Annotated in this window: 15 protein-coding genes and 1 pseudogene; 7 read left to right on the top strand and 9 right to left on the bottom strand. The window is 35.5% G+C overall.

The features are described 5' to 3' along the window. Nucleotides 1–154: 154 nt before the first annotated feature. From ASG31_RS06060 to ASG31_RS06050, 3 genes are all read right to left on the bottom strand, one after another. A complete protein-coding gene (locus ASG31_RS06060) occupies nucleotides 155–652 on the bottom strand; it encodes a hypothetical protein (protein WP_056029255.1) in 498 nt (165 codons plus the stop codon). 116 nt (nucleotides 653–768) lie between these two features. Then, nucleotides 769–1,854: a DNA polymerase III subunit gamma/tau gene (gene dnaX / locus ASG31_RS06055; protein WP_056029252.1), complete on the bottom strand. Its 1,086-nt coding sequence runs from the start codon at nucleotides 1,852–1,854 to the stop codon at nucleotides 769–771. Between the two features lie 87 nt (nucleotides 1,855–1,941). Then, on the bottom strand, nucleotides 1,942–2,580 hold the full coding sequence (locus tag ASG31_RS06050; RefSeq protein WP_056029249.1) for a TetR/AcrR family transcriptional regulator: 639 nt from the start codon (nucleotides 2,578–2,580) through the stop codon (nucleotides 1,942–1,944). 547 nt (nucleotides 2,581–3,127) lie between these two features. Between ASG31_RS06050 and ASG31_RS06045 the strand changes: the two genes are divergently transcribed. The 7 genes from ASG31_RS06045 to ASG31_RS06015 all read left to right on the top strand — a co-directional run bounded on the left by ASG31_RS06045 (nucleotide 3,128) and on the right by ASG31_RS06015 (nucleotide 8,856). Continuing rightward, nucleotides 3,128–4,591 (top strand): phytoene desaturase family protein, encoded by a 1,464-nt coding sequence (locus tag ASG31_RS06045; protein WP_056029246.1) that lies wholly within the window; start codon nucleotides 3,128–3,130, stop codon nucleotides 4,589–4,591. Nucleotides 4,592–4,600: 9 nt separating this feature from the next. Next, on the top strand, nucleotides 4,601–5,437 hold the full coding sequence (locus ASG31_RS06040) for a phytoene/squalene synthase family protein (protein WP_056029243.1): 837 nt from the start codon (nucleotides 4,601–4,603) through the stop codon (nucleotides 5,435–5,437). Nucleotides 5,438–5,446: 9 nt separating this feature from the next. After that, nucleotides 5,447–5,908: an SRPBCC family protein gene (locus ASG31_RS06035; RefSeq protein WP_056029240.1), complete on the top strand. Its 462-nt coding sequence runs from the start codon at nucleotides 5,447–5,449 to the stop codon at nucleotides 5,906–5,908. Beyond that, nucleotides 5,905–6,363, top strand: coding sequence for a sterol desaturase family protein (locus ASG31_RS06030; RefSeq protein WP_056029239.1), 459 nt, complete (start codon nucleotides 5,905–5,907; stop codon nucleotides 6,361–6,363). Before ASG31_RS06035 ends, ASG31_RS06030 begins: the two co-directional genes overlap by 4 nt. Further along, complete coding sequence (locus ASG31_RS06025; protein WP_082504498.1) at nucleotides 6,360–7,067, top strand: lycopene cyclase domain-containing protein; 708 nt, start codon at nucleotides 6,360–6,362, stop codon at nucleotides 7,065–7,067. Before ASG31_RS06030 ends, ASG31_RS06025 begins: the two co-directional genes overlap by 4 nt. Continuing rightward, on the top strand, nucleotides 7,039–8,328 hold the full coding sequence (locus tag ASG31_RS06020) for a cryptochrome/photolyase family protein (protein WP_056029234.1): 1,290 nt from the start codon (nucleotides 7,039–7,041) through the stop codon (nucleotides 8,326–8,328). The genes ASG31_RS06025 and ASG31_RS06020 overlap by 29 nt, the downstream gene beginning before the upstream one ends. 111 nt (nucleotides 8,329–8,439) lie before the next feature. After that, on the top strand, nucleotides 8,440–8,856 hold the full coding sequence (locus tag ASG31_RS06015) for a hypothetical protein (protein ID WP_056029231.1): 417 nt from the start codon (nucleotides 8,440–8,442) through the stop codon (nucleotides 8,854–8,856). A 53-nt stretch (nucleotides 8,857–8,909) separates the two neighbouring features. Here the strand turns inward: ASG31_RS06015 and ASG31_RS06010 are convergent, their stop codons facing one another. The 6 genes and pseudogenes from ASG31_RS06010 to ASG31_RS18540 all read right to left on the bottom strand — a co-directional run. Beyond that, entirely contained in the window at nucleotides 8,910–9,599 is a 690-nt protein-coding gene (locus ASG31_RS06010) for a DUF421 domain-containing protein (RefSeq protein WP_056029228.1), read from the bottom strand. Nucleotides 9,600–9,813: 214 nt separating this feature from the next. Then, a complete protein-coding gene (locus tag ASG31_RS06005) occupies nucleotides 9,814–10,269 on the bottom strand; it encodes a hypothetical protein (RefSeq protein ID WP_056029222.1) in 456 nt (151 codons plus the stop codon). Nucleotides 10,270–10,392: 123 nt separating this feature from the next. Beyond that, the gene (locus ASG31_RS06000; protein WP_056029219.1) at nucleotides 10,393–11,883 is read right to left on the bottom strand and encodes a hypothetical protein; all 1,491 of its coding nucleotides are present in this window, start codon (nucleotides 11,881–11,883) and stop codon (nucleotides 10,393–10,395) included. Nucleotides 11,884–12,041: 158 nt separating this feature from the next. Further along, the gene (locus ASG31_RS05995) at nucleotides 12,042–12,395 is read right to left on the bottom strand and encodes a transposase (protein WP_056029216.1); all 354 of its coding nucleotides are present in this window, start codon (nucleotides 12,393–12,395) and stop codon (nucleotides 12,042–12,044) included. Nucleotides 12,396–12,401: 6 nt separating this feature from the next. Beyond that, nucleotides 12,402–12,998: pseudogene (locus ASG31_RS05990) on the bottom strand (transposase); the annotation flags it as partial. A gap of 107 nt (nucleotides 12,999–13,105) precedes the next feature. Then, nucleotides 13,106–13,565, bottom strand: a 460-nt coding sequence (locus tag ASG31_RS18540; RefSeq protein WP_185113198.1) for a transposase, incomplete at its 5' end; no start/stop codon positions are given.

Genomic DNA, 13,565 nt, shown 5'->3' with positions numbered 1-13,565 from the left:
AGCCTGACACCCAAAAGATGAGCTAGAAGACAGAGTTATAATTGAAAAATTTTTCATTTAAAATTTTAATAACACCCGTAAATCAGTTTATTATGATTTATTTTTTAAATTTATCTATCTCCGTAAGGAAAATAGTTCAACAAATATATAAAATTTAAGTTAAATCAAACCTCATCAGATCATCAAGGTCTCTCAGAAGCGGATTTTTTTCTATAAATTTTTCGTAAATCTTTCTTTTGGTTAAAACTTCAACCTTAAGATTTTCAAAGTCTCTTTTGTACTCGATTTCTATCGAAAAATTATGAACTTTCGTTTTAAAATGATTAAAAAATTCACCACTGATTTTGTCAAATTCAGTTTTTGCAGAATCAGAAGGATACAATACTTCAATCACATTCTCATCCTTTTTTGTAAGTCTAAAACCTTTTATTGCATTAAAGACAAAGACATTTTTGTTCTGTAACTGTTTTAACAAAAGATTCCATTCCGCCTGGAGATCGGTTTCTGTGAAATGATTTTTTGGTAAATCTTCATTTTTAGTAGCAACAACTTCTTCTTTCTTTACAGTTTCGGTTTGATTCATAAAAGAAGAAATACTCAAACCAACTTTCGAAGCAGGTCTTGCCAAAGGTTTTGCTACTTTTTTTGGCACACTGATTTCCGCTGAAGGAATTTTTACTTCAGGGATCTCTGTTTTTACCTGTTCAGGCCTTTTTTCCGGGGTTGGCTTTTTTATTTCCAGTTTTTCATCCAGAAAAGGCGCCAGTATTAAGAACTTTTTTTTTTAAGAACATCTGCCCCATCGGTAAGTGAAGACAGCTGCATCAAAGCGATTTCAACAGTAAGTCTTGGGTTTTTAGAATTTTTGTAGTTGATATCTGCGTGGTTGCAGATTTCAATTCCATCGATCAGCAATTGCGGACTCCAGCTTTTTGCCTGCTCTGCAAATTTGGATTTCGTCTGCTCGCCAACCTCAATTAAATCTATAGTTGACGCGTTTTGTGCCATCATTAAATCCCTGAAATGATTACCGAGACCGGCTATAAAAGTATGAGAGTCGAATCCTCTTTTTACAATCTCGTTAAATGCTGAAAGCACCGCTGGAATATTGTTTTCTCTGGCCAAATCCACGATATTCAGATACTGATCGTAATCTAAAATATTAAGCACTTCAGCAGCTTTTGCCAGAGTAATATTTTTATGGGAAAACGTAGAAAGTCTGTCAAAAATAGAAAGTGCATCTCTCAAAGCTCCATCAGCTTTCTGGGCGATAAGATATAGTGCGTCGTCCTCATACTGAATAGACTCTTTCTTGGCGATTTGTCTTAAATGTTCCTGAATATCAAGAATTGTAATTCTCTTGAAATCATAAATCTGACATCTGGAAAGAATAGTTGGAATAATCTTATGCTTTTCTGTCGTTGCCAAAATGAAAATGGCGTGAGCAGGAGGTTCTTCCAAAGTTTTCAAAAATGCGTTGAATGCTGCAGAAGACAGCATGTGAACCTCATCTATAATATAAACCTTGTATTTACCGACTTGCGGTGCATATCTTACCTGATCAATAAGTTCCCGAATATCATCAACAGAGTTATTTGAAGCGGCATCGAGCTCATAAATATTGTAAGCAAAACCATCTTCTGAAACGGAACCATCCTTTTCATTGATTTTGCGGGCAAGAATTCTGGCACAGGTCGTTTTACCCACACCTCTTGGCCCACAAAACAACAAAGCCTGAGCAAGCTGATTTTCTTCAATGGCGTGTTCCAGAGTATCTGTAATGTGAGACTGCCCTACTACAGTGTCAAACTGCTGTGGGCGGTATTTTCTTGCAGATACTATAAAATTTTCCATTGCCCAAAATTAAGAATAATTGTTTTAATCTGAAAATTAAATACCTCAGATTTTTAGACAAAAAAGTAAATCTTCAGTAACGAAGATTTACTTTTTTCCTGCTTTTTTCGCGTAGGCATAATCCACCATCTCTTCAATAGCACCTTCAATTTCTTTTCTTCCGCTTTCAGATTTCAGGTCAATCCCGCAGAAAGTGGTTCCGTTATATGCGGTGTAAAGATTAAGGTGATAAATTCCGGCTACCATAAGGGCAGTCATGGCACGATATCTCGTTGCATCATCACCAAAATGAGGATCTGTAATATTTTTAAGGAGTTCTTCGCCAATTACTTCGCGTTCTTCCATTACTTTCTTCAGTACAGATCTGTTTTCAGATAGTTCCCACACTAAAATTTTCTGAAGCTCTTTATTCTTTTTAAGATTTTCAAATTGGTTAATCATTGCCATTTTAGACATTTCTTTTCCACCATCTGAAAGATCCATATCCTTCTCTCCGTTAAAATTGCTCCAGTAATCCTGAGACTTAATATATTCGTCAATCAGTTTATCTGTGCTACCAAAATATTCATAGATAAGTTTCTTGTCGTATCCTGCTACAGCAGCAATTTTACTTACCATTAAACCTGAATATCCTTTGGTTTTCAGGATTTTTCCTACAGCTCCCAGGAGCTTCTGTTTGGTCTTCTCCTTATCACGGATAGGACCCTGTACTACTTTTCTTGGCATTTTTTTGTTTATTATTTATGCAATGTTGCAATTTTTCATTTTTAAAATTTATAAGACTTACTTATTATTTTAAATTTAAAGTGAGCATAATAATTTTTATTCTTTATCTGTGTTTAAAAATTTATGGATTGCCTGCATCAGTAAAAATACCATCTCAGCACATAAAAATCTCATTTGTCTGAAATGATTTTAAACATACGTTTAATCTTCATTTCATTATAATTTTTCCTTGTTCCGTAAAGAAATTTGAAATCACCAATTAAAATAATCCTCCTTCGTTGTGTATTGTAATTAAATTATATTTTTCGTTTAAAAAAACTAATAAAATCTTGTGAGGTTTGGCTTAGTAAGCTATCCAAAATCTGTTCCAAGTTATCTGAAGAGACAGTGAATAATATGTTGTAAAGATATAAAATTCTGATACGCACGGTTCATTTTTTCAAAATATTTTAATCAAATACCACATTTTTTTTCTGAACGCCCATAATTAAATGAATTTGGCAGATATATTGAATGTAAAAAAAACAAGAAATTCCCCAAAATCGAGATGAAACGTAAAATTGCCGTTATCGGCTCTGGCTTTTCAGGCCTGTCTGCAGCTTCGTATGCTGCAAAAAGTGGTCATGAGGTACATATATTTGAAAAAAACGAAACTTTTGGTGGCAGAGCACGTCAGTTTGAGACTGTAAACGGTTTTGTCTTTGATATGGGACCAAGCTGGTATTGGATGCCAGACATTTTTGATGATTATTTTGCTGATTTCGGTAAAAAAACATCAGATTTTTATGAACTTATCTCTCTGAATCCTCAATTCGAAATGGTTTTTTCAGACAGTAATCTGAATTTGCCTGAAAATTTTGATGAGATGAAGACCCTTTTTGAGTCAATAGAGCCAGGAGCAGCCCAGAATCTCGAAAAGTTTATGGCTGATGCAAAGTATAAGTATGAAGTGGGAATGAAAGATTTCGTTACAAAACCCTGCTTTTCATGGACAGAATTTTTTTCTCTTAAAATTTTGAAAAGTGCTGTAAAACTCGATCTGCTTTCCAATTTTAGAAGTTTTGTAGGAAAATATTTCAAAAATCATAAGCTCCGCACTTTGATGGAATTTCCGGTTATATTTCTTGGAGCTTCGCCTGAAAACATCCCTGCGCTGTACAGTTTAATGAACTATGGCGGTTACAAACTCGGCACTTACTATCCAATGGGTGGTTTTTATAAAATTATTGATGGAATGATGAGGATTTGTGAGGATTTAGGCGTAACTTTTCACAATAATTCTCCGGTAGAAAAGATTATTAACGAAAATGGTAAAGTACAATCACTTTTGGTTAACGGGAAAATGCTGGAATTTGATTCTGTAATTGCTTCCTGCGATTATCATCACACAGAAACCAAACTCCTCTCTGAAGATGAAAAAAATTATAAATCTGAATACTGGAAATCAAAGACCTTTGCACCTTCCTGCCTGATTTTTTACTTGGGAATAAGTGAAAGGGTGAAAATTAAACACCACACTTTATTTTTTGAGAATGATTTGGATCTGCACACTAGCGAAATTTATACGGATAAAAAATGGCCTTCAAAGCCGTTGTTTTATGTATGCTCACCCTCACAGACGGATCCATCAGTAGCACCGGAAGGATGTGAAAATTTATTTCTGCTTATGCCCATAGCCACAGGCATTGAAGATTCAGAAGATATGAGAGAAAAATACTTCGCTCAAATGATCAAAAGAATCGAAAAACACACGGGCTTTGAGGATTTGACTCAAAAAATTATATATAATAAAAGCTTCTGCATTAATGATTTTAAAGAAAATTATAATGCCTATGAAGGAAATGCTTACGGACTAGCCAATACTCTGAATCAAACTGCGGTTTTGAAACCTTCTTTAAAAAATAAAAAAATAAAGAACCTTTTCTACACCGGTCAGCTCACTGTTCCGGGTCCTGGAGTTCCGCCTTCTATTATTTCAGGAAAAATTGCAGCGCATCAAGCCACCCTATAATTAAAAACTATGAAACAAAAATTTGATGACCTTTCTTTTAAGATCAGTAAACAGACTACACAGCAGTACAGCACCAGTTTTTCTCTCGGGATTTTAGCACTTTCTCCGAAGATCAGAAATGCAATTTATGCAATTTACGGATACGTAAGACTTGCAGATGAAATCGTAGACAGTTTTGATGGCTATGATAAAAGAATACTTTTGGAAAGATTTAAAAAACAGACCGAAGAAGCTTTATCTGAAAGGATATCACTTAATCCGATGATGCAGTCTTTTCAGGAAACTGTGGTTAAGTACAACATTGATCAACAGTTAATCCACCAATTTCTCCGGAGTATGGAAATGGATCTGGATAAGATTGATTATAATTCTGAACTGTACAACGAATATATTCTGGGCTCTGCAGAAGTAGTGGGACTAATGTGTCTGCATGTTTTTGTGGATGGAGATTCTGCCGCATTTGAAAAGCTTAAACCCTTCGCAATGAAGCTGGGATCTGCTTTCCAAAAGGTGAATTTCCTGAGAGATATGAATGATGATTTTGAAATTCTGGGACGAACATACTTCCCCGGAGTCAATATTCTTAATTTTGATGTGGAAGAGAAAAGACAGATTGAGGAAGATATCCAAAATGAATTCAAACTTGCGCTCGAGGGCATCAGAATGCTTCCCAAATCATCAAAATTTGGTGTATATCTGGCCTACAGATATTACATTTCTTTATTCAACAAAATAAGAAGAACACCGGCAACAGCTATTTTAAAAAAGAGAATCAGGATTTCAAACGGGAGAAAAATTTCTGTTATGATGACCAGTTATCTTCAGTATAAAATCGCAGTTATTTAATAAAGTCTTATGGTTCACACACTTAAACGCAAACAGCAGCTACAATGTGATATTTCTACCGCCTGGAAATTTTTCTCTGCTGCCAAAAATCTTTCAGATATCACGCCGGAGGATATGAGTTTCATTGTTCGCACAGAACTTTATGACGACGAAATTTATGAAGGAATGCTAATTGATTACTACATCTCGCCACTTTTCGGGATCAAACTCGACTGGCAGACTGAAATTACTCAGGTTGAGAAAAATAAAAGCTTTACAGACTTTCAGAAGAAAGGGCCTTTCAAACTTTGGAATCATCATCATGAGTTCACTGAAAATGAAAATGGTGTTTTAATGACAGATATTGTCACCTACGAACTCCCACTGGGCTTTTTAGGAGAAATCGCACATAATATTCTTGTGAAAAACAAGCTCGAAAATATATTTAATTTCCGTTACAAAATTCTTGAAACAAAATTTTACAAAAGATGAATTTTTTAATTGTCATCATCACATTTTTTACAATGGAAGGAATTACATGGTGCATTCATAAATACGTGATGCACGGTTTTATGTGGTTTCTTCACAGAGATCATCACGATCATTCAAATGAAGGACACATAGAATGCAATGATTATTTTTTTCTGATTTTTGCCATTCCTACCATTATTCTGATGTATTTCGGCACCATCAATGGCTTCAACGCATATTTTTACGTTGCATTAGGAATCACACTTTACGGTATGGCGTACTTCTTTGTACACGATATTTTTATACACCAGCGATTCAAGATTTTGAGAAATACCCAGAATCCTTACCTGCTGGCCATCCGCAGGGCTCACAAACAGCATCACAAACACACGGGCAAAGAATATGGAGAATGCTTTGGATTTCTTTGGGTACCCGTTAAATATTTTAAAATGTTCTTCAAAAAAAATTTGAGATGATGCAGTTTACTTATTTGCTGATCAACTTTTCTGCAGTTTTTATCTGTTTTATTTTTTCGTTTCATCACAAGATCAAATTCAACAGATATTTTCGGGCGTTCATACTTTCATCGCTTTTTGTGGCGATGTTTTTTGTGGTTTGGGATATGATATTTACAGCCAATGGAGTGTGGTGGTTCAGCCATCAATATACTTTAGGGCTTTTGGTTTACAATCTTCCCATTGAGGAAATACTTTTTTTTATCTGTATTCCTTTTGCCTGTATCTTCACGTATTTCTGTCTTGATAAATTTTTTGAATTCAAATGGGTGAAAAAAATTGAAAATCCACTTCTTCATATCATCACTTTTGCCCTACTGGCGCTGGCAATTTATTTCTACGAGCAGCTTTACACGTTCACTGCATTTGTGACCTGCGCTCTGAGTATTTTGGTCTTAAAATATCTTCTTAAAGTCGATTGGCTGGGCAAAGGGGTAATTATTTATGTGATTTTAAGTCCCGGCTTCTTGCTTGTCAATGGTTTGCTCACAGGAACCGGGCTTCCCTCCCCTGTTGTGAATTATAATCCCGACGAATTTATGGGATTCAGAATTCTTACCATTCCCGTAGAAGATTTTTTCTATGGTCTGGAGATGATTCTCTGGAATCTCTTTTTCTTTTTAAAATTTAAAAAATATGAGCAAAATAAATATATTCTGGTTTAGGAGAGATTTGCGTTTAGATGATAATACGGCACTTTCTGAAGCTTTAAAACAGAAAAATCCTGTACTTCCGATATTTATTTTTGATAAAGAAATCCTTTCACATCTGGAAAACAAAGCAGATAAACGGGTAGATTATTTCCATCAGGCATTAGAACAGATGAATGATGAACTTAAAAAACATGGAAGCAGCATCAAAACTTATTTTGAAAAACCGATTGATGCTTTCAAAAAAATAACTCAGGAATTTGATGTTGAAGCAGTATTTGTAAACAGAGATTATGAACCTCAGGCCATTGAGAGAGATTCTGAAATCATAAAGTTTTTAGAAAAGAAAAATATCAAAATGTCTGATTATAAAGATCAGATTATTTTTGAAAAAGATGAAGTAGTAAAAGCTGATGGCCTACCTTATACCGTCTATACACCTTATTCCAGAAAATGGAAAGAAGCTTTTAAACAGATAAAAATTCAGGACAATACAACTGATTTTTCTAAATTTTACCAAAATAAGTCCTTTAAAATCCTCAGTCTGAAAGAGATAGGTTTTGAAAAAACTGATATCGAATTTTCTGTTCCGAAATTATCAAAAGAAAGCATCGAAGATTACGATAAGATGAGAGATTTTCCCGGTCTTGACGCTACTACAAGAGTGGGAGTTGGCCTGCGCTTCGGAACTGTATCTGTGAGAAAATGCGTAGATTTTGCCACCCTGCATAACGAAGTCTGGCTGAGTGAATTGATCTGGCGTGAATTTTTTATGCAGATTTTATATCATTTTCCAAAAGTAGTGACCAAATCTTTTAAAGAAAAATATGAAAACATTAAGTGGCGGAATAATGAAAAAGAATTTAAGCTCTGGTGCGAAGGCAAAACGGGTTACCCAATTGTAGATGCAGGAATGAGACAGCTTAATGAAACCGGATTTATGCACAACAGAGTGAGAATGGTTACAGCAAGTTTTCTTACCAAACATTTGCTGATAGACTGGCGCTGGGGAGAAGCTTACTTTGCTGAAAAACTTTTAGACTACGAACTTTCTTCCAACAACGGAAACTGGCAGTGGGCTGCAGGTTGCGGCTGTGATGCAGCACCTTACTTCAGAATCTTCAATCCTGAAGAGCAGCAGAAAAAATTTGACAAAGACGGAAAATATCGTGCAGAATGGCTTCCCAAAGACTACAGTGAAGATCCGATGGTGGATCATAAAAAAGCCCGTGAACGGGCACTTGAAGTTTATAAAACTGCTGTCAAAGAAGATTGATCTTTATTTCATATTAAAAAGAGATTAAAATCTGTACAGCTACCACACAGATACTATTTGGGGCATATATTTTGTAAAGGTTGTTACATACACCATTAACACATCATCATTATGAATATAATAGATCTTAAAATTACAAATTTGGTTCAGTATAAAAATCAAATTTATTCAGTGAAGGAAATTTTGCAGCCGAAAGAAGGTCAGTATTCCGTTAAAATCGATAATGATTTAGAAAGTTTTACCGTACCGGCGGAATCCATTGATCCGATTCTGATTGACGAAGACTGGTTGCAGAAGCTTGGTTTCCAGAAAACTTACAGCTCGGCACAAAGAATCAGGTATGAAAGACCTGAACAGTTTATCAAATACGACTTTGACCTTACGGCAAAAAAAGTTTTGGAAGGACTGAAAATTTATGGTAACTCTGTGAGATGCAGATACATTCATGAGGTACAGAATATCTTCTCAAGTCTTATCGGAAAGCCGATCTTCAAGAATATTAAACTTGACAATTCGGCTGTTGCCTAAGATTTAAAAGGTTTTAAAACGAAAAGTTCTGATTAACGTCAGAACTTTTTTTTTTACGTAATCCTGCGTCGGTTTATCGAAGGTATCCAATGATGTTTCCCGCAGTTTTCACAGGTATTATCAGCATTGGGTATTTTAATTTCCGTGAAGCCACAGAAGGTACAGGAGTAATTTCTTTCTTCTGAAAAAACAGTAGTTGATTTCTCCAGCGAATGTAGCAGCACCGGAAGACCGTACTTTACATCTTCGTCGTCGTAGTAAAATACACTTATTTCGCCAGAAGTTTCTTCTATTGCTGTTTCTATCTGGCCCAGATGAGAAATACTTTTCATTCTTAATTCAGCAAAAAATTCGTCGCTGCCTAATTTTTCTTTCTTAAAATTTTCTATAGCAAAAACCCCGTTTTTGATCAAGAGTACAGGTTTCCCTTCCAGCAGAATCTCAATCTTTTTAGATTTTCCTATAAGATAGACAACGAAAGAATAAAAAAGAATGATTACAGCAAAAACAACAATCGAAGACAGCAGACCCACTTCACGGTAAAACATCGGATCTCCTGCTGCAGAGCCTAATCCGATAATAACCACAAGTTCAAATATAGAAAGTTGTTTGACGCCCCTTTTCCCTAAAAGTCTGATGCCAAAAATAATAGTGAGAAACATCACCGCTGTACGGAAGATAATCTGGAGAAGAAAGTCCCAGCTTTCGGAACCTAAAAAAAGTTCATTCCAATCGATTTGCATAGTAAAGTTTTAAAAGACATTAAAACTTCAAAAAGCAAGCCGCAGAATTGCCTGCTATCCTACTTCGCCCATTTCGCTGGGGATTTTGCCAGTATGTTTTTTAAGAAAATTGGTAAAATTACCTTCATCATTGAAGCCTAAACTGTATGAAATTTTTCGTCTTCAATGATTATTTCAACTTATTCCTTTTCAAAAGCATGCAGCAGTAAAGATTCTATGAGATTATGAGCGGCAGAAATGTACAGGCTTGGTTCTTTCGCTTTAAAAACATTGACCCTTTTTGCAAGAGATTTGTTTTCAGAAAAGCAGTTTTTGCAAATGGGAACCACAAAAAAATCTGATTTGGTATTGTAGAAAATTTTTGAGTTGATGAAAAACTGTCCTGAGGTGTCTTTTCGTAAAAACAGGATCTGAAAACAATACAGGATGACCTTTCTGATACATTACCGAGCAGTTGAAAAGTTTTCCCCGGGCCGATGTAAATTACCGATTTTGCTTTTACCGCTCTTTCTCCCACATCTGTTTTTAAAATAAAGTCTTCCGCAGAAATGATAATTCCAAAATACTGATGTTTTACAAATAAACGGGAATGGTTGTTAAGAGCAATGAATTCAGGTAAGGGTTTGATGTAAAAACCTACTTTTTTTATCTGATCATCTGCGGCTTGCATAATTTAACGAAAAGTTTAAGATGCAAAATTAACAATAATTCTTATGTACGCAAAGTTATTATTGAATGTATATGCTTTAATTTTAAAAGATTAACAGCGATTGATTAAAAAGTTCATCAGAAATTATTTTTTAATTCTTTCGTAAAGATTATAATCTGTACCTGAAGGCTTGAGACGGTAAATCTTTTGTAAAACCGTATTCTCACTGTGTAAATGATCTTTAATTCTAAATTCTTTAATCAGTTTATAATTTTGCTTATAAAAGGCTGAATCTTTTCCGTCAAATAGATTTTTGTAAGAAAGGAGGTATTTCGGGCTTCTGTTGATGACAGTATTCAGCCAGTAATTTTTTTTGTCTTTTACAATTTCTTTCTGAATTTTTTTATCTGTCAAACCTACTTCGTCAATAGTTTTTAAACCTGAAAAATAGGGCACATAACCTGCGGGCTCCAGCAAAATCCATTGGTTTTTATCTTTTTCATAAATATCAAGATAAAGCCCGATGTGTCTTCTGTAATTCCATTCGCCATTTCCTGTTGCCAATGAATGTACGGTTTGGAAAACTGCCATCGGTACAATGTAAAACAAAATCAGTAAAGACAGCCAAAGGTTTTTTTTCTCTTTAACTTCCAGAACAAAAATAATAACCGGAACAAATAAAAGTATCTGCGGAACCCAGTAATACCAATCAAAAAGACTTTTCTGAGAGAGAAAAACAATCTGCTTTATCCATCCGAAAAGAAAAATAATCCAGAGAAAAAAGTTTCTGTTGTTTCTCTGTCTTACCAGATAAATAAAACACAGCAATTCAAAAACAGCTACAAAAACAGTGATGGGATTAAAATCTGCGGGAAGCTTGATCATTCCCCAGAAATTACCATAATTCAGGTTAAAATACTCCCAGTTTTGCTTCAGGGTAAAATTGCCTTCGTACATCAGTTTTTTGGCAACAATTGTATTATTAACAAACTCGCCGAAGTAAAACCAATTGAAAGAAACCGAAACCGCAAAGGCTGAAATTCCTCCGAAAATATAATTCCATCTTATCTTTCTGGTCCAGATTAAATCTACGATAAACGTAATCCCTAGGAAAATAACGGTATCTATTCTGGTAAACATAATGAGCAACGGCAAAAGCAAAAGAGCCCATTTTTTCTCTTTTTTGAAACCATAATACAGCAAAGCCATTTCCAGGAAGAAAAGAATTCCATATTCCATCCCAAGAACTGATATTTTTACTGAAGGAGGTAAAAGACCGAAAAGCACGATGAATAAAGCTTTATGTCTGTTGTCTCTAAAAAGAAGATGCGAAAGCAGAACACTTCCAACCGTAAAAAGTATCGAATTGAAAATCAATAAAGGTTCGATAAAATTTTCTTTACCGAATATTAAATTGAAGAAATATGAAACAAAAACGTAGAGATGCGTAGTAGAAGCAGAAATTTTGGTGGCTCCGTTGAAGCCGATTACGCCATAATTCATAAGATTTTGGGCAACTCTCCATGTGATAAAAGCATCTTCCTGAATGTGGTGCGTGAGCAGAAAAAATATTTTGACAATGAGGGCAATAAAAAATGCGTAAATGGGAAGCTTTTCCTGTCCGGATCCGGTCATCGTGTTCGTTGTTTCTGCAAATATAAACCTTATATTTTTTAATCTCAAAACAAAAGAATCCGTCTCACAACAAAATTTGAGGCGGATTTTTTATTTCAGTAAAATGTATATTATTTTGRAAAATAGAAAAAGTTGTCCTCTTTAGGCAACTTTCTTTCTTAGTGTGCTAAAGCGTGTAAACCGAACTCCAATTCTACTTTTTTCAGACCTTTGAGGGTAAACCGCTTAAAATTGTTGCAATGCTTGAGATGTGCAAACACAGGTTCTACTTCAACCGAGCGTTGCTTTCTTTTTTTAATGCCTTTTTCACTGTTTAAAAGCTTTCGTATTTTCTCTTTGTAATCTTCCAAATGATGGTTCCGTTCGATGCTTCGGTTTTCTTTGGAACTGTGGCAAACRCCTCTAATTGGGCATCCATCGCAGTTTTTAGCCTGATAATGGGAGAGCTTTTGAGGATAACCGGTCTTGGTTTTGCGCGTGCTTTCGTGCGTTTTTTCCATCTTTTGTCCCATCGGACTTTAGCCTGATAATGGGAGAGCTTTTGAGGATAACCGGTCTTGGTTTTGCGCGTGCTTTCGTGCGTTTTTTCCATCTTTTGTCCCATCGGAYAGATATAAAAATCKYCTTCCYYRTTGTAATGCAGATTTTCTTTGCTGAAAGTCTTGTKTTTCGCCTGATAATGGGCATCCTGCTCTTTGTCGAAGGTATTGTATTTTACAAATGGTGTAATATTGTTCTGTTCCAATAATTTTCGCCTGATAATGGGCATCCTGCTCTTTGTCGAAGGTATTGTATTTTACAAATGGTGTAATATTGTTCTGTTCCAATAATTCGTAGTTCTGCTCGCTTCCGTAACCTGCATCGGCTGTGAGTTCTTCCAACTCTTCCATTCTTTTTTTACCAAACAATTTCTCAAAATTTTCCAAATGACGCTCCAAMGTATTGATATCATTGGTTTGCTGATGGATTGTATAATTGACGATGATTTGATTCTCTGTGGAAATCTGTGCATTATAAGCCGGTTTGAGCTGTCCATTCATCATGTGATCGTCCTTCATYCKCATGAAAGTAGCATCTTCATCGGTCTTGCTGTAGGAATTCCGCTCTGCTAAAATAGCTTCCTGAGCTTCGTATTTATCGAGGTTTTTCTCAAAATTGTTTTTAATGTAATTCAGTTTGGCTTTTGCTTTTTTGTCGGAATCGGTTTTACCCCCGCTGCCTTTTAATTTGGCATTGATATTTTCTGCCGTTTGYCGGATTTTTTCTTTGCTGATCTCTTTGAACTCCGGCGGTTCAGGGTCTTTATCTTCTTCCTTTGCCACACTTTGAGCGTATTTCCAGAGTTCTTCCAGCTGACGAAGCATTTTTTCTTTGTTGGTTTTAATAGGATCTCTTTGAACTCCGGCGGTTCAGGGTCTTTATCTTCTTCCTTTGCCACACTTTGAGCGTATTTCCAGAGTTCTTCCAGCTGACGAAGCATTTTTTCTTTGTTGGTTTTAATASCATTTGCCCAGACAAAAGTGTAGCGACCCGCCTGTGCTTCAATTTTGGTTCCGTCTACAAACACCTGTTTCAGGCTCACCAAACYTTCTTCTGCCAAAAGCAAAACCACTTGGGAGAAAATATTTTTGAAGGCGGCTTCAAGTTTATGGGTACGAAAACGGTTCACGGTATTGTGATCC

The sequence above is a fragment of the Chryseobacterium sp. Leaf404 genome (assembly GCF_001424145.1).
GTDB lineage: Bacteria > Bacteroidota > Bacteroidia > Flavobacteriales > Weeksellaceae > Chryseobacterium.
Note: the sequence above shows the minus strand (reverse complement) of the source record. Positions and strands in the feature narration are given on the sequence as shown.

Coding starts and splice junctions, on each gene's coding strand:
- dnaX (WP_056029252.1), bottom strand. CDS start 1,854: ATGGAAAATTTTATAGTATCTGCAAGAAAATACCGCCCACAGCAGTTT.
- ASG31_RS06015 (WP_056029231.1), top strand. CDS start 8,440: ATGAATATAATAGATCTTAAAATTACAAATTTGGTTCAGTATAAAAAT.
- ASG31_RS06020 (WP_056029234.1), top strand. CDS start 7,039: ATGAGCAAAATAAATATATTCTGGTTTAGGAGAGATTTGCGTTTAGAT.
- ASG31_RS06000 (WP_056029219.1), bottom strand. CDS start 11,883: ATGACCGGATCCGGACAGGAAAAGCTTCCCATTTACGCATTTTTTATT.
- ASG31_RS06005 (WP_056029222.1), bottom strand. CDS start 10,269: ATGCAAGCCGCAGATGATCAGATAAAAAAAGTAGGTTTTTACATCAAA.
- ASG31_RS06010 (WP_056029228.1), bottom strand. CDS start 9,599: ATGCAAATCGATTGGAATGAACTTTTTTTAGGTTCCGAAAGCTGGGAC.
- ASG31_RS06040 (WP_056029243.1), top strand. CDS start 4,601: ATGAAACAAAAATTTGATGACCTTTCTTTTAAGATCAGTAAACAGACT.
- ASG31_RS06025 (WP_082504498.1), top strand. CDS start 6,360: ATGATGCAGTTTACTTATTTGCTGATCAACTTTTCTGCAGTTTTTATC.
- ASG31_RS06035 (WP_056029240.1), top strand. CDS start 5,447: ATGGTTCACACACTTAAACGCAAACAGCAGCTACAATGTGATATTTCT.
- ASG31_RS06050 (WP_056029249.1), bottom strand. CDS start 2,580: ATGCCAAGAAAAGTAGTACAGGGTCCTATCCGTGATAAGGAGAAGACC.
- ASG31_RS06030 (WP_056029239.1), top strand. CDS start 5,905: ATGAATTTTTTAATTGTCATCATCACATTTTTTACAATGGAAGGAATT.
- ASG31_RS06045 (WP_056029246.1), top strand. CDS start 3,128: ATGAAACGTAAAATTGCCGTTATCGGCTCTGGCTTTTCAGGCCTGTCT.